This is a genomic window from Amycolatopsis sp. WGS_07 (genome assembly GCF_045278895.1).
GTDB lineage: Bacteria > Actinomycetota > Actinomycetes > Mycobacteriales > Pseudonocardiaceae > Amycolatopsis.
In genome coordinates, this window is record NZ_CP136053.1 from 5,286,285 (window position 1) to 5,306,404 (window position 20,120).

Genomic DNA, 20,120 nt, shown 5'->3' on the forward strand with positions numbered 1-20,120 from the left:
TCCGCTCGTGAGTGCTGATCACGGTGAGAACCGGGATCAGCACTCACGACGCGTCCAGAAGTTCGGCCGCCGACTTGGCCACCGCGTCCCGCAGCGACCCGAGATCCTCCACCGCCTCCCGGTTCGCCTGCAGTCCGATGTGGACACTGTCGCGGTAGGGAGCCACCGCGATGCCCACCGCCTGGCGCGGGGCCAGCGGCACGAACGGGTACACCTGCGTCAGCGGCGAACCGGCGAGCGCATGCCGGGCGGGCGGCACCGGCACCGTCGTCACCACCAGGTCGAACAGCAGCGGCGCGGCCAGCCCGGCGGTTCGCGTGCCCAGCCAGTGCAGCGCCGCGGGCACCCGCTCGGCCAGCAACGGGAACGCCCCGGCCCCCCGCGTCGGCCCGGCGGCTTTGTTGCGGGCCATCGCCTCGCGCACCTCGGTCAGCCGCCGCACGGGATCGTCCACTCCGATCGGCAGATCGCACAAATAGCCGGAAAGCTTGTTCCCGCCCACTTGCTCGGCCGCTCTCCCGCGCACGCTCACGGGAATCAGCGCGCGCACGGACCGTCCGGTCGCGCGAATGCCGCGGTTGACGAGCCATTCGCGCAATGCCCCGGACAGCACCGCGAGCACGACGTCGTTCGTGGTGCCGCCGTGCGTTCGCCGGATCCGGCGAAGATCGGCCGAGGCCAGCCGGGCGAAACCGAGGCACCGTTCGGCGGTGGCGGGCGCGGCCAGCGGGAGGCACGGCGGCCGGGCCGCACGGACGACCGAAGACGCGATTCCCGCTGTCTCCAACGTATCCCGCACCGCGCTCAGCGGCGAACGGGGCCGCGGGATCGCCGGAGCGGGCTCCGGCAACGGCTTTCCGTCGAGCAATCCGACCGTGACGGCGTAAGCGCCTGCTCCGTCCGTGAGCGCGTGGTGCAGTTTCAGCAACACCGCGAAACCGCCGTCCGGAAAGCCCGTCACCACAGTGAGTTCCCACAACGGACGGCGCGGGTCGAGCGGTTCGGCGATCCACCGCGCGGCGAACTCCGGCAGCGGGTCCGGGTCGTACAGCGTGGTGAGCCGATGGTGGCGGATGTGTTTCACTGCCTGGAAATCCGGGTCGTCCACCCAGGTCGCGGCCCCCGGCGGGAACAGCTCGGCGCGGATTTTCCGGCGCAGCGGCGGAATATTCGCCGCGCGCCGCGCGAGCAGCTCGGTGATCCGCTCCGGGCGGACCGGCTCCTCCGGCGCGAACACGAGGGCCACGCCCATGTGCATCGGCGCGGTTTCCCTGGAGAGACAAAGAAAAGCGACATCGAGCGAGCTGAGCGGGGCAGGTGCCATGGTCCACCTTCCAACGTCCGGCGTCGAGTGCGAATGTCGAGGGCGAATGTCACGACACTACTCGGGTATGACAGGCGGACGGCCGTTATGTTGCCAGGACGCTAATTCCGCGAAATTTCACTCACCCGTGGCACGCCGCGGCAGCCGCTGCGGCAGGCCGGGGCCGGCGGGGGCCTCGTTCGCCTCCGCGGCGATCTGGCGCATCGCGACGCCGTTGCCCGGCCGCTTCGGCAGCCCCGGCCACAGTTCGCCCGCGTCGAGCGCCGCCGCGCGCAGCCGTCCGCCGTCGAGCTTCGTGTGCGTCTCCGGGATCTCGCGGTCGAGCCACTGCACGATCACCTTCAGCGGACCGGCGCTGGGCAGCGGCCACACGAAGACCGCGTGCTCGTAGTGGAATTCCGAACCGCCAGCGTCCTCGACGCGCAGCACCGGTTCGTGCGGTTCGCCCGCGCTGGGCACCGAAACGGTTTCCGAGCTGGCCCGTCCGCCGTCCGGGAACAGCACGCCGACCAGCAGCGAGTTGTAGTCCGGGATGCGCCGGTGGGCGACCAGCGGCGCGCCGTCCATGCGGTCGCGCGAATACACCGCGATCCGCAACGTCATCGCCTCCGGCCACACCTCGACCGCGCGCAGCGCCACGATCGTGCGTTCGGAGCGGCCCAGCGGCGTCGCCCACGGCAGCAGCGCGGGCACGATGTGGTCGGCGGGCGGGCCGGTCCACGGACGGCCCTCGTAGCCGAACAGCTCCTGTTCCCGCACCGGGAACAGGGGGCGCTCGCGAGGACCGTCCGTGAAGAAGCTCATCAGTCCTCGCGAGGGGCGAGGCCGCCGCCGGACTCGGGCTGCTTGGCGCCCATGGCGTCCATCAGCTGGCGGGCGAGGCCGAGGCCCGTGCCGCCGAGCGAGAGCGCCTTGGTGAACATGTCCGACATCCCGTCCGCGCCGTTCAGGACCACCATGTGGTCGACATTGCCGAAGGCCTTCGCGCCGGCTTCGACGATCTCCGGCCAGCGCTCGGCCAGCTGTTGTGCTACCACAGCCTCCTGGTTCTCCGCCAGTGCGGCCGCGCGCGCCTTGATCGCCTCGGCCTCGGCGAGCCCCTTCGCTTTCGCCGCTTCGGCTTCGGCCAGACCTTGGGCTTTCGCCGCGTCGGCGTCCGCGAGGCCCTTCGCCTTGGCCGCCGCCGCTTCGGCCTCGCCAGTGGCCTTCGTCGCACTCGCGCTGGCTTCCGCACGGGCCTTCGTGGCCTGCGCTTCGGCCTCCGCCGCGGTCTTGACCCTGGTCGCGTCCGCGCCCGCCCGCAGCTCGGTTTCCTTCGCCTGCGCCTGGGCGCGGGCGATTTGCGCGTCGCGTTCCGCGTCGGCCGTGGTGCGCGTTTCGTACGCCTTCGCGTCGGCGGGCTTGCGGACCTGCGACTGCAGCCGCTGCTCGGACAGCGCCGCCTCCAGTTCGGCGGCCCTGGTCTCCTGGACCACGACCTCCTGGCGCGCGGTCGCCTCGGCCAGCGGACCGGACTGGCTCGCCTTCGCCTTGGCCTGGTCCACCTCGGCCTGGTACCCGGCCTGCTGGATCTGGCTCTCCCGGATCGCGCCCGCCTTGCGCGCGGCGGCGACCTGCTCGGCCTCGGTGGCCTCCTGGTCGCGCTGCGCCTCGGCGATCCGCGCGGCGGCGGCGATCGCGGCCGCGTGCGGTTTGCCGAGGTTGACGATGTAGCTGGACTCGTCGTCGATCTCCTGGATCTGCAGCGAGTCCACGATCAGCCCGAGCTTGATCATCTCGGTCGCCGACGACTGGCGGACCTCGCCGGTCAGCGCGTCCCGGTTGTGGATCATCTCCTCGATGGTCAGCCCGCCCACGATCGACCGCAGATGCCCGGAGAACAGCTCGTGGATGGTGTCGTTCATGCCCTTCTGCTGGTCGAGGAACCGGCGGGCGGCGTTGGCGATCGAGGCGAAATCGTCGCCGACCTTGTAGATCACGACCGCGCGCACGGTGACCGGGAGGCCCTGTTTCGTCACGCACGAGACCTGCAGGTTCACCCCTCGGGTGTCCAGCGACAGCCGGCGCGCGGTCTGGAAGCCGGGCAGCACGTTCACGCCCCGGCCGGTGACGATCTTGAACCCGAGGCTGTCGGCGGTTTCGCTGCGTTCGACGCGCACGCCCCAGCCGGAGATGATGAGCGCCTCGTTCGGCTCCGCGACCTTGTACAGGATCCGCAGCAGACCGAACAGCAGGATCACGGCGACGACCGCGATCACCACGATGACCCAGATTTCCATAGCCCCTCGCAGCGGTATTCAGATGGCTTGACCCCACTGCGACGCGGTCAAGCGCGCAGTGGTTGCCACCTTTCCACGTAGACCGTGCGCGGGGGCTCGAAATCGACCACCAGAACGGGGGTTCCGACCGGGAAACTGGCTTCCGGTTCGGCCGAATAGGCGTAAAACGCCTCGGTGCCGCCGCGGACGCTCAGCAGCACCTCGCCGATCAGGCCCGGTCCGACGGTGCCGGTGACGCGGCCGCGGCTGCCGATCATCCGCCGAACCCCCGGATCTTGACCTTGGTGCCCTTGGGCACGAACGTGCCCGGCGCCGGGTCCTGCTGCAGGACGAAGTCGAAACCGCCGCCGCCGTGCCCGTGCCCGTCGCCGCCCTTGCGGTCGACCTCGAGCCCGGCCTCCTTGAGCGCCTGCGCGGCGGCGTCGAACGGGCGGTAGCGCACGTCCGGGACCTGCACCGCGTTCGAGACGTAGACCTTGACCTTCTTGCTGCCCGGCGAACCCGCCGCCGGGTCGGTCCGGGTCACCGCACCCGCGGGCACGCTCTGCGAGAACTCCTCGCCGCCGTCCTGCGGGTCGAAGCCGGACTGCTTGAGGATCTGGAACGCCTCGTCCTTGGACCGGCCGGTGACGTCCGGCACCGGCGGCAGCGGTTCCTGGCCCTTGGACAGCACCAGCGTCACCTGGCCGCCCACGTCCACCGGGGTGCCCGCGGCCGGGCTCACGCTCACGACGGTGCCCTTCGGTGCGGTGTCGCTGTACTCCGGCGTGCCCTGGACGACGGTGAGCTTCTGCTCCTGGATCGCCTTCGTCGCCGTGTCGAGCGCGGTGCCGACCTGGATGTCGGGCACCTTCGGCTTGCCCTTCGACACCACCACGGACACGGTGGCGTCCTGGGCGAGCGTGGTGCCCGCCGCCGGGTCCACCTTGATCACCGTGTTGGCGGCGACGGTGTTGTCGAACTCCTGGCTGTAGCGCGGGGTCAGCTTCGCCGCGCGCAGCTGGTCGCCCGCCTCGGCCTGGGTCAGCCCGGCAAGCTTGGGCACGGTCGTGGTCGTCGGCTTGGAATCGCTGAGGATGAACGCGAACGCGCCGATCAGCCCGCCGAGCACCAGCACCCCGGCGATCGCCAGCGCGATCAGCTTGCGCTTGTCGCGCGGCTTCTCGTCCGGCGCGGCCGCGGGCGGCGGCGCGGCGGGCGGCGGTCCGGGCGGGGGTCCGGCGGGGACCGCGCGGGTCATCGCACGCGTGCCGCGCGGCCCGGAAACCGGCATGGTCTGCTGGCCCTGCGGGACGGCCGGGATGTTCGGGAGCGTGCGCTCGACGTCGGACACCCGGTCGCCGTCCGGCGGCGGGGGCACCGGCACCGCGACCGGCTGGAGGCCCAGTTCGGCGCGCGCGGCCTGCAGCTGCGCCAGGAACTCGCCCGCGTCGGCCGGGCGCTGCTCCGGGTCGCGGCGGGTGGCGCGCAGGATCAGGTCGTCGAGCACCGGCGGCAGGTCCGGCCGCAGCTCGCCCGGACGGGGGACGTCGTCGTTCACGTGCCGGTAGGCGACCGAGATCGCGGTGTCCCCGGTGTAGGGCAGCCGGCCGGTGAGCATCTCGTACAGCAGGATGCCCGCCGAATAGACGTCGCTGCGGGCCGTGGTGTCGCCGGTGGCGACCTGTTCGGGGGCCAGGTAGCCGACGGTGCCGAGGATGACGCTCGAGCTGGTGGTGCCCGCGCTGGCCACCGCGCGGACCAGGCCGAAGTCGCCGACCTTCACCACGCCGCCGGCCAGTTGCCCGCTGCGGCCGATGAGCACGTTCTCGGGCTTGACGTCGCGGTGCACCAGCCCGGCGGCGTGCGCGGCGGCCAGCGCGGCCAGCACCGGCTCCGCGACGCTCAGCGCGAGCGAGACGTCCAGCTGGCCCTGCTCGTCCAGCAGGTCGCGCAGCGTGCCGCCGTCGACCAGCTCCATCACCAGGAAGGCGAGGCCGGTGTCCTGGCCCGCCGGGGTGTCGAAGCCCTGGTCGTGCACGGCTACCACGTTCGGGTGGTGCAGCTGGGCGGCCGAACGCGCTTCGCGCACGAACCGGTCGACGAACGACCGGTCGTCGGCGAACCGCGGGTCCATGATCTTGACCGCCACCGCCCGGTCGAGACGGGTGTCGAGGCCCCGGTAGACGGCCGACATCCCGCCCCTGGCCAGCAGCTGGTCAACGCGGTACCGGCGTTCGAGCAGGGTGCCGACGAGGCTGGGCTGGGTGCGCGTCACGGTGGGCAATCGTACGGAAGGGCGTGCGCCCGCGGGCGGGTCACCCGTGCGTACCAGTGGGCCGGACGGGGGAATGTGGCAGAGTGTCACGCGTGAGTGGGATTCCTGTCGCCGACGACGTCCTCGATGCCGCGGTCGCGGTCAAGCCGTTGCCGGAGGTGGCGGCCGCCTTGGGCGTCTCGGCCAACAAGGTGCGCCAGATGCTGCGGGACGGCGAGCTGATCGCGGTCCGGCGCGACGGCGAACTCTGCGTGCCCGGCGACTTCTTCGTGAAGGACGGCATCGTCAAGGGCCTCGGCGGCACCATCACCGTGCTCGCCGACTCCGGGTTCAGCCGCACCGAGATGCTGCGCTGGCTCTTCACCGCCGACGACACGCTCCCGGGCAGCACCCCGATCAACGCCCTGCGCACCAGCCACGGCACCGAGGTGAAGCGGCGCGCGCAGGCGATGGCGTTCTAGGCGTTCCCTCGTTCTTAGCCCTTCCGGCCTTTCCCGCATTGCTCCGGACGGGCTGACAACAATGGGCGTCCCGGACAGAAACCCCGTTTCTCGTTGACGGGTCAATTGGTTCAGTCCATCCTCCGAACCGTCCTGAAAATCCTGCTCGGCCGCATGCTGGAGAGGAGCATCGGGCATGAGAGGACGGATTTCCGGAAGACGCCGCCTGGTCGCGCCGGCGGCGCTGATGCTGGGCGGTTCCGCGTTGCTGGGGCCGCCCGCTGCCGCCGCGGGCGCGCCATTCGCGGAATCGCCGCCGCAAGCCCGCGAAGTAACATTGATGACGGGAGACCGGCTCACGGTTTTCCCTGGCCCGAACGGCAGTACGAATTACGCTTTTTCTTCGCCGCCGCGCACCGCGTTTCAGTCGTATCAAGCCGACGGCGGCGACCGTTTCGTCATTCCGAGCGAGGCTGTTCCCTTTCTCGGGCAGCTGGACAAATCGTTGTTCGACGTCACCGCGCTCGCCCGGGCACAATCCGGCAAAACGCCCCTGGACCTGACTTTCCCCGCCGGCGCGACGCCGTCGGCGCTGCCCGGCATCACGCTCGCCTCGTCCGCCGGGAACACCGCGACCGGCTATCTCGATTCCCCGGCGGAATTCACGGCTGACCTGCACCGGCGCATCGCCGCCGACGCGGCTGCCGGGCGTCCGGCGGGGAGCAGCGCGTTGCCCGCGACGATCCGGCTGGCCGGCACGCCCCGCGAGCCGCAGCCGCGCTATCCGATGAAGATTCTCGAACTCCGGCTCGCCGACCTGCAGGGCCGCGCGGTCAACGGCATCGTGTCGCTGATCAACACCGACAACGCGGCCAAGCTGCTGCGCCAGGTCGAGGTCGACGGCGTCGCCCGGGTCGCGGTTCCCGAGGGGCATTACGCGGCGTCCGCGACCTTCTCCGACTTCGACAGCACCGGCAACACAGTCGCCGCGCGGACCTCGTGGGTCGAGGGGTTCGTCGTCGGCGATTCGCCGGGCGTGCAGACCCTGACCGTGGAGGAGAAGTACGCGACCGCCGAGGTCAAGGTGGCCGCGCCGAAGTCGGCCAAGCAGGACCTGCTCACCACCAACTTCTACCGCGAGGACCCGGCCGGCCGCGGGTTCGCCGTCGGCATTTCGGGCAGCACGATCAAACAGTATGTGCGGCCGGTTCCGAAACCGGCTCAGGGCTTGCTGCACTACGTCGTGCAATGGGGCGGCAAAGCGCCGAAGGCCGAGGACCGGTATCGCGTCGATCTTTCGTTCGCCAGCGAGGGCGTCTCTGAGAACCAGTCGTTTTCCACTAAGGACAGTGAACTCGCGACGGTACGGGACCGGATGTACGCCGATCCGGCCGACAAGATGCCGGTCGCGATCGACAGCGGTCCGGTGGACCCGGTGATCGAACGGCACGGCCTCGGCGCGAGCGGCTTCTTCATCCCCGCCCCGGGCGTGCTGACCGACTACCTCGGCACCACGCACACGAAGGAATGGGTGCAGTACGAGCAAAAGGGCTCGTCGTACACGCTCATGACGGCCGATCCGCGCACGTACCGGCCGGGCAGCACCACCACGGTCGACTGGTCCCGCGGCCCGCTGACCGCCGGGCTCGGGCAGTGGAAACGGGGCAGGCTGTGCGAGGTCTGCCATTCCGGCGGCCTGGTTTCGGTCGCCATCCCGTTCCTGCGGGACAGCGAGCCGGACCATTCCGCGATCCCGTTGCTGCACCTGCCGCGGATCCATTTCTCCCTGTACCGCGACGAGCAGCGGATCTTCGACCAGGACGATGCCTACGGCGCGTCCCTCGACCTGCCGAAGACGCCAGCCACCTTGCGCGGCGTGCTGGACGTCGACCGGACCGCGGTGCCCGGCGTCAGCCAAGCCGGAAAGCTGCGGACTGAACTGACCCTGCGGTACGACCCGGCCGCCGGCCCCATGTTGCCGTCTCCGCACAGCTGCGTGACCAATGATCCCGCGCAACCGTGCCGGATCCTCGGCGCGCTGACTGTGGACTATCAGCTGGATTCCGACCTCTCCACGACGTCGTCGTCGCCAGTGCAGGTGCTCGAATTGCACGTCGGCCACGCCGCATACGGCATCCCCGGGTCGGATGCGCCGATCACCTCGGCGACGGTCTCGGTGTCCGTCGACAATGGAGCGACCTGGCAGCCCGCCCAGGTTTTCGGGTGGTACGGCGAATACGTGGCGATCTGGCGGAATCCGCCGGCCGGGACCGCACCGTCGCTGAAGGTGACCGCGCAGGATTCGGCGGGCAACGCGATCACGCAAACGATCAGCAACGCCTACACCGTCGGAAAGGACGGTCAGCGATGAGACGCCTCGGTTTCCTGGCTGTGCTGATTGTTCTCGCCGCGCTCGTCCCGTCCGTGGCTTCCGCCGCGCCCCGGGACGTCTGCGGGCCCGCCGCGCCCGGATTCGCCCGCTGTTACGCCAAAGTGGACAGTCGGCACGGGCTCCGGGCCGCCGGATACGGCCCGGCGGACCTGCGTTCCGCCTACCGGCTGCCAGATACCGGCGGCGCGGGCGAGACGATCGCCATCGTCGACGCGGGCGACGCCCCGACCGCCGAAGCCGACCTCGCGGTATATCGACAAACCTACGGCCTTCCGCCGTGCACCACGGCGAACGGCTGCTTCCGCAAAGTCAACCAGCACGGCGATCCCGCTCCGCTCCCGCCGCGGCAGGGCAGCTGGCCGGTGGAGACCGCACTGGACCTGGACATGGCCTCCGCGGCCTGCTCCCAGTGCAAACTCTTGCTGGTGGAGGGAGACGACGCGTCCTTCGAGGCGCTGGCCGTGTCGGTGGACACCGCGGTGAAGCTCGGCGCGACTGTCGTGTCGAACAGCTACGGTGCGACAGAAAGCCGTCAGTCCAACGATTTCGCCGCGCATTACCGGCATCCCGGCGTCGCGATCGTCGCGTCGAGCGGTGACAGCGGATTCGCCGCGCCGAGTTTTCCCGCGGTGTACTCAAGCGTCATCGCGGTCGGCGGCACGTCACTGTCCAAAGCGGACAACGCACGCGGCTGGACTGAGTCGGTGTGGAAGGGCGCGTCGAGCGGATGTTCGGCGTGGGTGGCGAAACCGGCGTGGCAGAAGGATCCGAACTGTCCCGGCCGGACGGTCGCCGATGTTTCCGCCGTCGCTGATCCCGTTACTGGGCTCGCGGTTTACGAAACGACGGTCGCGACCGGCTGGATTCTCACCGGCGGCACGAGCGCGTCGGCCCCGTTCGTCGCCGGAGTGATCGCGTTGGCCGGACACCACGACCAGTATCCGGACGCTTCCCGGCTCTACGCACAGGCCGGTCAGCTCAACGACATCGTCCGCGGAGACAACGTCCAATACGAGGAATGCGGGGGCGATTACCTCTGCACCGGCGTCCCGGGCTACGACGGCCCGACCGGCAACGGAACCCCTAACGGACTCGCTGCTTTCTGACCGTCCACAACGGATGCGCGACAGCCGCGACCACCTGCGTCCCCGCCGCCGCGGCCAGCCCGGCGGCGGGGGAGCAGGCGGCCAACGGCCCGGCCACCGCGTTTCCCAGCGCTATTCCGGCGATCTTGATGCTCGCCGCGGTAGTGAACACCTGCGCCCGCATTTCCGGCGGCGCTTCCCGATGCCGAACCGCGAACAACGACGCCAGTTGCGGCCCTTCGCCGATTCCGGTGAGCGCCACCGCGGCCACCAGCAGCACGGCATTCGGCGCTACCGCCGCACCCGCCAGTCCGATTCCAATAGCGACAGTGCTCAATTGCACGACGCGATCCGGCGAATACGACTGTCGCGAAAGGACAGTGTTCGCGAGCAACGACGCGACCGACAACCCGATCAGCAACAACGTCCCGTATCCCGCGCTGCCCAGCCGTTGTTCGCCGATCAGCGGATAACACACAAACGCCATCCCGATCCCGACGCACGACAACGTCGAGGTCGCGGTCGATTGCCGCAGGGCGGGATTGCGCACCAGCACCATCGCCGCCTCCCGGAATCGCGGCCGCCGCTGTTCGCCGTTTCCGGGCAGCCGCCACGCGAACGGCACCGCGACCAGCGCCAGCACCCCAGCGACGATCATCGCGACCGGCGCCCCGGCAGTCGCGGCCAGCACTCCCGCGAGCCCCGGCCCGACCAGCGCGGCGACGGTGAACGTCATCGCGTCGAGCATGCTCGCCCGGCCGAGCTTCTCCGCCGGGACGAGCGCGGGCACCTGCGCCGTCCATCCGCCGCCGATCGCCGGTGCCAGCAGGCCGGTCACCACCGCGATCCCCACGACCAGCGCAAACGGCACCTCCCCGAAGGCCGCGGTGATCGCGGCCAGCCCGGTCGCGTACCCGATCAGCCCCATCGCGAGGACCCGGCCCGGCGCGCGTGACCGGTCCAGGACCGCGCCCAGCAACGGCCCGCCGACCGCCGCCGAGACGGTGAGCCCGGCCAGCAGCGTCGACCCCGCGACCGCCCCCGAAGCACCCACGCCGAGCAGCAGTACTGCCGGACTGGACAGCTCGTCACCAGTGCGCGCGGCCGCCGCCCCGGTGAGGTATGCCGCGAACTTGTAACGGCTTGTCACTGTCGAGATGTTACAGTGGCTTATGCCTGGAACGCAGCCGGATTTCGCCGGACGCTCCGCTCGGGACGCCGTACGCCGTGCCGTAGCGCTGCTGGATGTGCTGCTGGTGGCGGATCCTTCGCCGGATTCGGTAGCCGACGTGCTGGTCGAATACGGAGAACCGCGGATCCAGCTCTCCGCGCACGAGGTGGCCGAACTGCGCGCCGCCGCGCTGGAGCTGCGAGAGGTCTTCGCCGCACCAGACGCCGCTTCGGCCGCCGAGGTGTTGAACGCGCTGTTCGCCGCCTACGCCGGACCCCCGCGGCTGACCGCACACGACGCCAACTTCGGCTGGCACCTCCACGTCGACTCCTCCGACGACGGCCCGTGGGGTGCCTGGCTGGTCACGTCCTCCGCACTGGCCTTGGCGACCTTGGTGGCCGACCGCCAGAGCGCCCCCGGCGGCCTGTGCGCGTCACCGTCGTGCGGAAAACCCTTCGCGCATCTCGGCGGCGGAAGCCCGCGCCGCTACTGCTCTTCCCGTTGCGCGACAAGGGAACGCGTCGCCGCCCACCGGGCTCGGCAGGGTTAACGTCTGGCCAAGCCTGCGATCAGTCCCGGCAGCGCGACCGCGAGCCGCCGTCGCTTGCCGACGACCGCGCGCCGGTTCAGCACGGCGTAGTCCATCGCCTCGATCTCGTCCAGAATGCCCTCGTACAACGTGATCGCCGTCCGCACACAAGCCCGGGATTCCGGCCGCAGCAACGAAATCCCCGCCTCCGCCCGCCGATACACCGCGCGCGTCCGCGAAACCGCTACCGCGAACGCCGCCCGGATCCGTGGGTCTGCCCGGTCCTGCCGCCGCGCGTCGATCAGCCTCGCGCGGTCCACTCCGAACGCCGCCAGCTCCTCCGTCGGCAGATACAACCGCCCGCGGTCGAGGTCCTCGCCGACGTCGCGCAGGAAATTGGTCAGCTGGAACGCTTCCCCCAACGCCGCCGCACTCGGCGAAGCTTCCTCGCGGGGCACGACGGTCCCGAACACCGGCAGCATCTGCAGCCCGATCACGCACGCCGAACCGTAGATGTACTCGGCGAGATCCGCGTACGTCGCGTATTCCGTGATTGTTAGGTCCATCCGCATGGAATGCAGGAACGCGTCCACCAGATCGCGGCGGATGTCGTAGCGGCGCACGGTGTCCGCGAGCGCGGCCAGCACCGGATCGGCCGGGACGCCGCCGTCGTAGACCTCGTCGACGAGCCCGGCGACCTTGTCCAGCGCGACCGCCGGATCGGTGCCGGGCTCGGGGTTGTCGACCAGTTCGTCGGCCATCCGCGCGAAGCCGTACAGCGCGTGCGCGGCCGGTCTCGCGCGGGCCGGAAGCAGCCGGGCGGCAAGGAAAAACGTGCGGCCGTGGTGGGCGTTGATGCGCCGGCACTCCGCGTAGGCAGCGCGCAGCGCCGGCTCGGCGATGCCGGCCGCGTCGAGTTCGCTCACCGTCCGGTGATCCTTTCCGCGGCGAGCCGTCCGGAGATCAGCACCGGCGGAATGCCGACGCCCGGCGTGGTCCCGCAGCCGGCGAGCACCACGTTGTCCGCCGCCCGCACCAGGTTCGCCGGCCGGAACGGGCCGGTCTGGCCGAAGGTGTGCGCGAGCGAGAACGGCGTGCCTGCGGCCAGCCCGCGTGCCGCCCAGTCCGCCGGAGTGAGCTGTTCGTCCACAATGTACTCTTCGCGGAATCCGGTGAGCCCGCGCGATTCCAGTGTGTGCAGCAGTTCTTCGCGATAGGCGGGGCCGACGCGCGCCCAGTCGATCGGGCCGGTGTTCAGGTTCGGGGCCGGAGCGAGTACGGAGACGATCTCGCCGCCGTCGCCGGCTAGCGACGGCTCGGTCGCGGTCGGGCGCGTGACCAGCAGCGACGGATCGCTCATCAGCTTGCCCTCGCGGACGATCTCGGCGAAGGTCCGTTCCCACGCCTGACCGAAGAAGATCGTGTGGTGGTCCAGTTCCGGCCACGAACGGTCCGCGTGCCCGTGCAGCACGAAGGCCGACGGCGAGTACTTCAACGGCAGCACGCGCCGCGGACGCGCACCGATCAGCCGGTACGCCGCCGAAAGCTCTGTCGCGAGCACCACGGCGTCACACTCAATACGCTCGCCCGAACGCGTGCGTACAGCGCGTACGCGGGACGACACTCGCTCAAGCCAGGCAGCTTCGGTACCGAACCGCAGCTCCGCACCTGCGCGCGTCGCAGCGTCGGACATGGCGCGCGCGATCGCGCCCATCCCGCCGCGCGGGTAGTACACGCCGCCGACGGTGTCCATGTACGCGATGACGCCGTACGCGCCAAGTGCACGCGTGGGATCGAGGCCCGCGTACAGCGCTTGGAAGGAGAAAAGCCGCCGTACGCGCTCGTCGCGCAAGAAGCGGGAGACGCGCGGCCCGAGACGGCCGAAGCCGCCTAACGCGGCTAGCTTCACCAACTCGGGCCGGACGAGATCCAGCGGCGAATCGAAGTTCGCGCCGATGAAGTGGTCCTTCTGCGCCGCGTACAGGTCGGTGAGCCACCGCCGCAGCCGCCGGTAACCGTCCGCCTCGGCCGGACCGGCGAACGCCCGGATCTCGGCTTCCATCGCGTCGCCGTCGGTGTGCAGGGCGAGCGTGCTGCCGTCGGCGAAGCGAGCCCGGTACGCCGGATCGAGCCTGGTCAGGGGCACCGTGCCGGCCAGCGATTCGCCGACCGCGTGCAGTGCTTCGTCCACCAGCTCCGGCATGGTCAGCACGCTGGCCCCGGTGTCGACCGCGTTCGCGCCGAAGTCCTGCTGCCCGGCCCGCCCGCCGGGCATCTTCTGCTGCTCCAGCAGCGTCACCCGCCGTCCCGCGCCGAGCAGGTGCAGCGTCGCCGACAGCCCGGCCAGCCCGGCGCCGACGACCACCACGTGGTCGGCGTGCCCGTTCACCGTCCGCATCAGAAGTTCCGCTGGGTCGCCAGCCGGATCAGCCCGGCGAGTGCCGACGGGGCGGGCTCGGCCAGGTGCGCGCGGTCCAGCGCGGCGTTCGCGGAGGCGGTCAGCTCGTCGATCCGGCGTTCCACCGCGGCGACCGCGCCGACCGAGGTCAGCGCCTCGCGCACCTGGTCCACGGTCCCGCTGGTCAGGTCGGCGGCCCCGATCGCGTCCGCGATCGCCTTGGCCGCGGCGCGGTCGCCCCGCTCGTCGGCCAGCTGCAGGCCGAGCGCCACGAGCAGGGTGCGCTTGCCCTCGCGCAGGTCGTCGCCGGCGGGCTTGCCGGTCACCGACGGGTCGCCGAACACGCCGAGCAGGTCGTCGCGCAGCTGGAACGCGACGCCGACGTCGCCGCCGAACTCCAGCAGAGTGGCGATGAGCCGCTCGTCCGCCCCGGCGAGCGAAGCGCCGAGGTGCAACGGCCGCTGGACGGTGTACGCGGCGGTCTTGAGCCGGTCGATCCGCAGCGCGGCCTCGGGCGAAGCGTCGCCGACCGCCTGCGTGCGGACGTCGAGGTACTGCCCGGCGAGCACCTCGGTGCGCATCGCGCGCCAGGCCGGCCGGGCCGCGGCGATCGTGGCCGCGGGCAGCGGGGCCTCGGCGAACATGTCGTCGGCCCAGGCCAGCGCCAGATCGCCCACCAGCACCGCGCTGGCCAGCCCGAACACCGACGGCGAACCGAGCCAGCCGCGGTCGGCGTGCAGTTTCTCGGCGGCCACGTGCACGGTCGGCTTGCCGCGCCGTGAGTCGGAGGAGTCGATGAGGTCGTCGTGGATCAGCGCGCACGCCTGGATCAGCTCCAGGCTCGCGACCGCCTGCAGCGCGCCCTCGGCGAGCGGACCGGACGCCGCGCCGCCCGCGCCGCGCCAGCCCCACCAGGCGAAGGTCGGCCGGATCCGCTTGCCGCCGCCCAGCACGAAACCGGACAGCGCCTCGATCCCGGCCGCGACGCTCGGTTCGGTGCGCAGGATCTCGCTCCCCGCCCGGCCGAGAAAATCGGCCAGCGCACGCTCCACGTGCGCGGGGAGATCGGCGTCGAATCCGGGCGAGTCCATGCCCTCATCCTCCGGGACGAGGGCGGCCGGGGTCACGCCGGGCGCCCCCGGATGTGGCGCACCAGACGCGCTCAGCCGCTCCGGAACGCGTCAGGCCGCCCGTTCGCCGCGAAGTATTCCGCCGCCTCGACGGGCCCGCGCGGCCGATAACCGGGTTCGAGGCAGCCGGTGTACCAGTCCTTCGCGAGATGCCACAGCGCGTCCAGCCCGAGCAGCTCGCCCGGACTGTCCACACAGGACTCGCCGCAGTACAGCCGCTGCTTCCCTCGGTCGCCCGCCAGCTGGTCGGGCGAGGCCGGGAAGTACGCGACCTGCGCGCCCTTCGGCGGCCGGTCCCGCCGCACGACCAGCGCGGACGGCTCGCCGCAGCCGGGACAGCGCGTGGCCACCAGCACCTCGGGCTCGCCGGAGACCAGATGCGGGATCGCGAACGAATCCCAGGCGCAGCCGCCCCACCACATGGTGTGCTCGCCCATCACCGCGAACCCGAGCGGGACCGCCGCGAACGGCGCGGCCAGCGCGACGTGCTCGCATTCGTCCAGCCACAGCCATCTCGGGTCGGCCATCCGGTGCAGCGCCTGTTTCGCCACCGCGAGCGACCCGTGCGCGGCGTCCGCCAGCTCGGGCGCGGTGGGCGGGCGGCCGCGGGAGGCGAACGCGCGGTAGACGGCCACGCGCACGTCCTCGTCCCAGGCCAGATCGTCTTCGCTGCTCATGGCTCGCCTCCCCGGAGGGTTCGCCCCTGACGGTACGCCGCGTGGCCAAGCCCACCTGTCAGCTCTGCCGCGCGTCGAAGCGAGCCACTACCATTTCACTCCATGACGTCGGTGATCGAAAGGCTGCGGGGGGACGGGCCCGCGTTCTCCGTCGAGTTCTTCCCTCCCCGCGACGAGGCCGACGAGGCCGTCCTGTGGAAGGCCATCCGCGAGCTGGAACCGCTGGACCCGGCGTACATGTCGATCACCTACGGCGCGGGCGGTTCGAGCCGCGACGGCACGATCCGCAGCATCGCCCGGGTCGCCACCGAAACCACGCTCTGCCCGATGGCCCACCTGACGGCGGTCGACCATTCGGTGTCCGAACTGCGGAACGTGATCGGCTGGTACGCGGCGGTCGGCGTCCGCAACATCCTCGCGCTGCGCGGCGACCCGCCGGGCGACGTGTACGGCGACTGGGTGCCGCACCCCGAAGGCTTCACCTACGCTGAAGAACTGGTCGAGCTGGTCCGCTCGCTCGGCGATTTCTGCGTCGGCGTCTCGGCGTTCCCGTACGGACACCCGCGTTCGGCGGACCTGGAGTCGGACACGAAGCACCTGGTCCGCAAGTTCCGCGCGGGAGCCGATTTCGCGATCGCGCAGCTGTTCTTCGAGGCCGAGGACTTCCTGCGGCTGCGCGACCGGGTCGCCGCCGCGGGCTGCGACGCGCTCGTGCTGCCCGGCATCATGCCGCTGACCACCCTGCGGACGCTGCACACCACGATCAAACTGTCCGGAGCCCCGGCGTCGCAGCGCCTGCTGGACCGGCTCGAACCGCTGTCGGACGACCCCAAGGCCTTCCGCGCGGCGGGCATCGACTGGGTCACCGAACTGTGCGAGAAACTGATCGCCGAAGGCGTTCCCGACCTGCACTTCTACACCTTCAACCGGTCCAAGGCGACCCGCGAGGTCGTCACTCGGCTCGGGTTGGTGCCCGCCCGCGCTTAACTCCGTGGGCTCGGGGCGGGTCCGGCCGGTAGCGTGCCGGACATGGCTTCCACCGAACAGAGCGTTCCGGAGATCTGCGACCGGTACGTCGACGATTACGTGGCCGTGGACCCGGTCGCGGCCACCATGCTCGGCGTCGCGGGCTACGACGACCAGCTCACCGACTATTCGCCCGCGGGCCACGACGCCCGCGCGGACCTGGCCCGGCGCGCGCTGGCCGCGGTGACCGCCGCGGAACCGGCGGACGCGGGGGAGCGGGTCGCGAAGGCCGTGTTCGCCGAGCGGATCGGGCTCGAGCTGGAGATCCACGACGCGGGTCTCGACGCGGCCGCGCTCAACGTGATCGAAAGCCCGGTGCAGAGCCTGCGCATGGTCTTCGACCTGATGCCGACCGACACGCCGGACGACTGGGCGAACGTCGCGGCCCGGCTGCCGAAGGTGCCCGAGGCGCTGGCCGGGCTCCGCGCGTCGCTGCTGGCCTCGGCCGACAAGGGCCGGGTTTCGGCGCTGCGGCAGGTGTCCAAGGTCGCCGAGCAGTGCGACACGTGGGCCGGGCTCAAGGACGGCCCCGGCTTCTTCGCGAGCCTGGTCGACGGCGCGGGCGTGGATTCGCTGAAGGCCGAACTGGCCGCGGGCGCGCGGGCCGCGGACGAGGCGTTCGCGGAGTTCGCCGGCTTCTTGCGCGCCGAGCTGGCCCCGAAGGCCCCGGTGAAGGACGCCGTCGGCGAGGACGTCTACCGGCTGTGGTCGCGCTACTTCATCGGCGCGGAGCTGGACCTGCGCGAGGCCTACGAATGGGGCTGGCACGAATTCTCCCGCCTCGAAACGGAAATGCGCGCGGTCGCGAACCGCATCAAGCCCGGCTCGACGCCCGCCGAGGCCGCCGCCGCGCTCGACGCCGACCCGCGGTACCGCGTGCAGGGCCGCCCGCAGTTCGAGGCGTGGATGCAGCAGCTGTCCGACGAAGCGCTGAAGTCGTTGCGCGGCAAGCACTTCGACATCCCGGACCGGCTGATGGCGCTGGAGTGCAAGATCGCCCCGCCGGGCGGCGGCGTCGGCGCGTACTACACCGGTCCGAGCGAGGACTTCAGCCGTCCCGGCCGGATGTGGTGGTCGCTTCCCGCCGACCGCAACGAATTCACGACGTGGCGCGAGGTCTCGACGGTCTACCACGAGGGCGTTCCCGGCCACCACCTGCAGATCGCGACGGCGGTCAACCAGGCCGAGACGCTCACGAAGTACCAGCGGCTGATGACGTTCATCTCGGCGCACGGCGAAGGCTGGGCGCTGTACGCGGAACGCCTGATGGAGGAACTGGGCTACCTCTCGGACGACGGCAACCTGCTCGGCATGCTGTCCGAGCAGCTGTTCCGCGCCGCCCGCGTCGTGGTCGACCTCGGCATGCACCTCGAACTGGAAATCCCGGCGGGCACCGGATTCCACGAGGGTGCGCGGTGGACGCCGGACCTCGGCCTGGAGTTCATGCTGACCCGCACGATCACCGACCAGGCGCACATCCGCGACGAGATCGACCGCTACCTCGGCTGGCCGGGCCAGGCCCCCTCGTACAAGCTCGGCGAACGCCTGTGGCTGGCCGCGCGCGACGACGCCCGGGCCCGGCAGGGGTCGGCGTTCGACATCAAGCAGTTCCACACCAAGGCGCTGCGCATGGGCGGCATGGGGCTGGACACGCTGCGCGAACAGCTGGCGCAGCTGGACTGAGACTGCTTTCCCGGGCCGGTGTCCCTTCGGCGCCGGCCCGGGTGTCGTTCTCTCATGGTGACCGCGCAGCTCATCGAAACCGCCCGGCTGGACCTGGTTCCGCTGTCCGTCTCCCATGCCGAGGAGATGGCGGCGGTGCTGTCGGATCCGGCGCTGCATACGTACATCGGCGGCACCCCGGACACTCCGGAAGCCCTGCGCTCGCGCTATCAGCGGATGACCGCGGGCTCACCCGATCCGGCGGTGTCCTGGCTGAATTGGGTGCTCCGGCCACGCGGGTCCGGCCTGGTCGGCACCGTCCAGGCGACGGTCCGCGGTTCGGTCGCCGAAGTCGCCTGGATGGTGGGAACTCCGTGGCAGGGCCGGGGTTTCGCCACCGAAGCCGCACAGGGACTGGCCGGCTGGCTGTTCCAGCAGCCGATCGACGCGATCATCGCGCACGTCCACCCGGAAAACCGGGCCTCCGCCGCGGTCGCCGCCGCGATCGGGCTCACCCCGACGGACGAACAGCAGGACGGCGAGATCCGCTGGTGTCGCAGGCGATAAACCCGTTGTCCGTCCCTTCGTCTTCTGGTTAGGCTCCCGCCCGTGCACCGGATCTTCCTCGTCACCCCACCCCCGCGCGCCTGAGCGGGGTAGTTTTCGCCGCGTGCGCCCGGAACCGGGCCCGCGGCCGCTGGGTGCTGCCGTGAACCGGCTCGCGCACACTGCCCCGCGTCGTCGATCTCCGATTCCTTCGACGCAGGAGCCCACTTCCGCATGTCTGTTTCCGTACCTTCGCGCGCCCGCTCGTCGGCCGCCCTCGTCGTCGCCGGTGTGCTCTGGGGAACCGGCGGCCTGTCCGGTTCGCTTCTCGGCCAGCAAGCCGGTCTGCACCCGCTGGCCGTCGCCACCTACCGGCTGCTCCTCGGCGGTGCCGCGAGCGCGATCTGTGTCGCCCTCGCCGGCGGACTTCGCCTCCCCACCAAGCAAAACTGGCGACGCCTCCTCCTCATCGGCGGTCTCTTCGCCCTCTTCCAGGCCAGCTACTTCGCCTCCGTCACGCTCAGTTCGGTCAGCACGGCGACGATGACCACGATCGGTGCCGCACCCGTTGTGCTCACGGTGTTTTCCGCGGTGCGGCACCGGCGCGCGCCCCGGCTGTGGACGCTGGTGTCCGTCGGCGGCGCCGTCGCGGGGCTGGTGCTGTTGCGCTGGTCGCCAGAGACCGCGACGTCACCCGCGCGGCTGATCGGCGGCCTCGGCTTCGCGCTGCTCGCGGCGACCGGTTTCGCCGTGCTCACGCTCGTCACGGCGAAACCGGTCGACGGCCTCGACCCGTTGGCTACCACGGCATTCGGCTGTCTGACCGGCGGTTTGCTGCTGACACCGGTCGCGCTGTGGCTCGGCATGGGCTTGCCCGCCCGCGTCGACGTGCTGCTGCTGGCCGTGTACTTCGGCGCAGTCCCGACCGCCATCGCGTACGCCGCGTACTTCCGCGGCCTCGGCGGCGCGCACCCGGTGCTGGGTGCGTTGTCCGCACTGCTGGAACCGCTTACGGCGACCGTGCTTTCCGTCGTTTTCCTGCACGAACGGCTGAGCGTGTCCGCGTGGTCCGGCGCGGTGCTGCTGGTCGCGGCGCTCGCGGTCGGCTACTGGCGTCCCGAACCCCGATGATCGTCTTTCACGGACTGTCCGCGTTTTTGGGGATTTCGCCACGAACGGGTGAAGGACTCGGCTACGGTGCCGC

The 20,120-nt window shown here is 71.0% G+C and carries 18 protein-coding genes; 8 read left to right on the forward strand and 10 right to left on the reverse strand.

Translation table 11 applies throughout. The annotated features are described in order from the left end of the window. Positions 1–43 precede the first annotated feature (43 nt). The 5 genes from RPX00_RS25035 to pknB form a co-directional block, all read right to left on the reverse strand. On the reverse strand, positions 44–1,324 hold the full coding sequence (locus RPX00_RS25035; protein WP_406628968.1) for a wax ester/triacylglycerol synthase domain-containing protein: 1,281 nt from the start codon (positions 1,322–1,324) through the stop codon (positions 44–46). Between the two features lie 117 nt (positions 1,325–1,441). Next, positions 1,442–2,128, reverse strand: a complete 687-nt coding sequence (locus RPX00_RS25040) for a hypothetical protein (protein WP_406628970.1) — start codon at positions 2,126–2,128, stop codon at positions 1,442–1,444. Beyond that, a complete protein-coding gene (locus RPX00_RS25045; RefSeq protein ID WP_406628972.1) occupies positions 2,128–3,603 on the reverse strand; it encodes an SPFH domain-containing protein in 1,476 nt (491 codons plus the stop codon). The genes RPX00_RS25040 and RPX00_RS25045 overlap by 1 nt, the downstream gene beginning before the upstream one ends. A 47-nt stretch (positions 3,604–3,650) precedes the next feature. Then, entirely contained in the window at positions 3,651–3,860 is a 210-nt protein-coding gene (locus tag RPX00_RS25050; RefSeq protein WP_406628974.1) for a hypothetical protein, read from the reverse strand. Continuing rightward, on the reverse strand, positions 3,857–5,860 hold the full coding sequence (gene pknB, locus RPX00_RS25055; RefSeq protein WP_406628976.1) for a Stk1 family PASTA domain-containing Ser/Thr kinase: 2,004 nt from the start codon (positions 5,858–5,860) through the stop codon (positions 3,857–3,859). Before pknB ends, RPX00_RS25050 begins: the two co-directional genes overlap by 4 nt. A gap of 92 nt (positions 5,861–5,952) precedes the next feature. Here pknB and RPX00_RS25060 point away from each other — a divergent pair, with 92 nt between their 5' ends. The 3 genes from RPX00_RS25060 to RPX00_RS25070 all read left to right on the forward strand — a co-directional run bounded on the left by RPX00_RS25060 (position 5,953) and on the right by RPX00_RS25070 (position 9,798). Beyond that, on the forward strand, positions 5,953–6,321 hold the full coding sequence (locus RPX00_RS25060; protein WP_406628978.1) for an Rv2175c family DNA-binding protein: 369 nt from the start codon (positions 5,953–5,955) through the stop codon (positions 6,319–6,321). Positions 6,322–6,496: 175 nt separating this feature from the next. Beyond that, positions 6,497–8,671: a hypothetical protein gene (locus RPX00_RS25065; protein WP_406628979.1), complete on the forward strand. Its 2,175-nt coding sequence runs from the start codon at positions 6,497–6,499 to the stop codon at positions 8,669–8,671. Then, complete coding sequence (locus RPX00_RS25070; protein ID WP_406628981.1) at positions 8,668–9,798, forward strand: S8 family serine peptidase; 1,131 nt, start codon at positions 8,668–8,670, stop codon at positions 9,796–9,798. Before RPX00_RS25065 ends, RPX00_RS25070 begins: the two co-directional genes overlap by 4 nt. On the opposite strand, the gene RPX00_RS25075 is transcribed toward RPX00_RS25070, so the two are convergent. After that, on the reverse strand, positions 9,776–10,927 hold the full coding sequence (locus tag RPX00_RS25075; RefSeq protein WP_406628983.1) for an MFS transporter: 1,152 nt from the start codon (positions 10,925–10,927) through the stop codon (positions 9,776–9,778). The genes RPX00_RS25070 and RPX00_RS25075 overlap by 23 nt on opposite strands. A 22-nt stretch (positions 10,928–10,949) precedes the next feature. Between RPX00_RS25075 and RPX00_RS25080 the strand changes: the two genes are divergently transcribed. After that, positions 10,950–11,498, forward strand: a complete 549-nt coding sequence (locus RPX00_RS25080) for a CGNR zinc finger domain-containing protein (RefSeq protein ID WP_406628985.1) — start codon at positions 10,950–10,952, stop codon at positions 11,496–11,498. Here RPX00_RS25080 and RPX00_RS25085 read toward each other — a convergent pair. The 4 genes from RPX00_RS25085 to merB all read right to left on the reverse strand — a co-directional run bounded on the left by RPX00_RS25085 (position 11,495) and on the right by merB (position 15,682). Beyond that, positions 11,495–12,403 carry a phytoene/squalene synthase family protein gene (locus RPX00_RS25085; protein ID WP_406628987.1) on the reverse strand — a complete coding sequence of 303 codons (909 nt, stop codon included), beginning with the start codon at positions 12,401–12,403 and terminating at the stop codon, positions 11,495–11,497. The genes RPX00_RS25080 and RPX00_RS25085 overlap by 4 nt on opposite strands. Beyond that, positions 12,400–13,875, reverse strand: a complete 1,476-nt coding sequence (gene crtI / locus RPX00_RS25090) for a phytoene desaturase family protein (protein ID WP_406628989.1) — start codon at positions 13,873–13,875, stop codon at positions 12,400–12,402. Before crtI ends, RPX00_RS25085 begins: the two co-directional genes overlap by 4 nt. Next, the gene (locus RPX00_RS25095; protein ID WP_406628990.1) at positions 13,875–14,966 is read right to left on the reverse strand and encodes a polyprenyl synthetase family protein; all 1,092 of its coding nucleotides are present in this window, start codon (positions 14,964–14,966) and stop codon (positions 13,875–13,877) included. Before RPX00_RS25095 ends, crtI begins: the two co-directional genes overlap by 1 nt. Before the next feature lie 71 nt (positions 14,967–15,037). Then, entirely contained in the window at positions 15,038–15,682 is a 645-nt protein-coding gene (gene merB / locus RPX00_RS25100) for an organomercurial lyase (RefSeq protein ID WP_406628992.1), read from the reverse strand. 102 nt (positions 15,683–15,784) lie between these two features. On the opposite strand from merB, the gene metF reads away from it, so the two are divergent. The 4 genes from metF to RPX00_RS25120 all read left to right on the forward strand — a co-directional run bounded on the left by metF (position 15,785) and on the right by RPX00_RS25120 (position 20,047). Continuing rightward, on the forward strand, positions 15,785–16,669 hold the full coding sequence (gene metF / locus RPX00_RS25105) for a methylenetetrahydrofolate reductase [NAD(P)H] (RefSeq protein WP_406628994.1): 885 nt from the start codon (positions 15,785–15,787) through the stop codon (positions 16,667–16,669). 42 nt (positions 16,670–16,711) lie between these two features. Further along, a complete protein-coding gene (locus RPX00_RS25110) occupies positions 16,712–18,391 on the forward strand; it encodes a DUF885 domain-containing protein (protein ID WP_406628996.1) in 1,680 nt (559 codons plus the stop codon). Between the two features lie 54 nt (positions 18,392–18,445). Next, entirely contained in the window at positions 18,446–18,937 is a 492-nt protein-coding gene (locus tag RPX00_RS25115) for a GNAT family N-acetyltransferase (protein ID WP_406628998.1), read from the forward strand. Positions 18,938–19,150: 213 nt separating this feature from the next. Beyond that, a complete protein-coding gene (locus RPX00_RS25120; protein ID WP_406629000.1) occupies positions 19,151–20,047 on the forward strand; it encodes a DMT family transporter in 897 nt (298 codons plus the stop codon). Positions 20,048–20,120 lie beyond the last annotated feature (73 nt).

Coding starts and splice junctions, on each gene's coding strand:
- RPX00_RS25035 (WP_406628968.1), bottom strand. CDS start 1,324: ATGGCACCTGCCCCGCTCAGCTCGCTCGATGTCGCTTTTCTTTGTCTC.
- RPX00_RS25040 (WP_406628970.1), bottom strand. CDS start 2,128: ATGAGCTTCTTCACGGACGGTCCTCGCGAGCGCCCCCTGTTCCCGGTG.
- RPX00_RS25045 (WP_406628972.1), bottom strand. CDS start 3,603: ATGGAAATCTGGGTCATCGTGGTGATCGCGGTCGTCGCCGTGATCCTG.
- RPX00_RS25050 (WP_406628974.1), bottom strand. CDS start 3,860: ATGATCGGCAGCCGCGGCCGCGTCACCGGCACCGTCGGACCGGGCCTG.
- RPX00_RS25065 (WP_406628979.1), top strand. CDS start 6,497: ATGAGAGGACGGATTTCCGGAAGACGCCGCCTGGTCGCGCCGGCGGCG.
- RPX00_RS25070 (WP_406628981.1), top strand. CDS start 8,668: ATGAGACGCCTCGGTTTCCTGGCTGTGCTGATTGTTCTCGCCGCGCTC.
- RPX00_RS25080 (WP_406628985.1), top strand. CDS start 10,950: ATGCCTGGAACGCAGCCGGATTTCGCCGGACGCTCCGCTCGGGACGCC.
- crtI (WP_406628989.1), bottom strand. CDS start 13,875: ATGCGGACGGTGAACGGGCACGCCGACCACGTGGTGGTCGTCGGCGCC.
- RPX00_RS25095 (WP_406628990.1), bottom strand. CDS start 14,966: ATGGACTCGCCCGGATTCGACGCCGATCTCCCCGCGCACGTGGAGCGT.
- merB (WP_406628992.1), bottom strand. CDS start 15,682: ATGAGCAGCGAAGACGATCTGGCCTGGGACGAGGACGTGCGCGTGGCC.
- metF (WP_406628994.1), top strand. CDS start 15,785: ATGACGTCGGTGATCGAAAGGCTGCGGGGGGACGGGCCCGCGTTCTCC.
- RPX00_RS25110 (WP_406628996.1), top strand. CDS start 16,712: ATGGCTTCCACCGAACAGAGCGTTCCGGAGATCTGCGACCGGTACGTC.
- RPX00_RS25115 (WP_406628998.1), top strand. CDS start 18,446: ATGGTGACCGCGCAGCTCATCGAAACCGCCCGGCTGGACCTGGTTCCG.
- RPX00_RS25120 (WP_406629000.1), top strand. CDS start 19,151: ATGTCTGTTTCCGTACCTTCGCGCGCCCGCTCGTCGGCCGCCCTCGTC.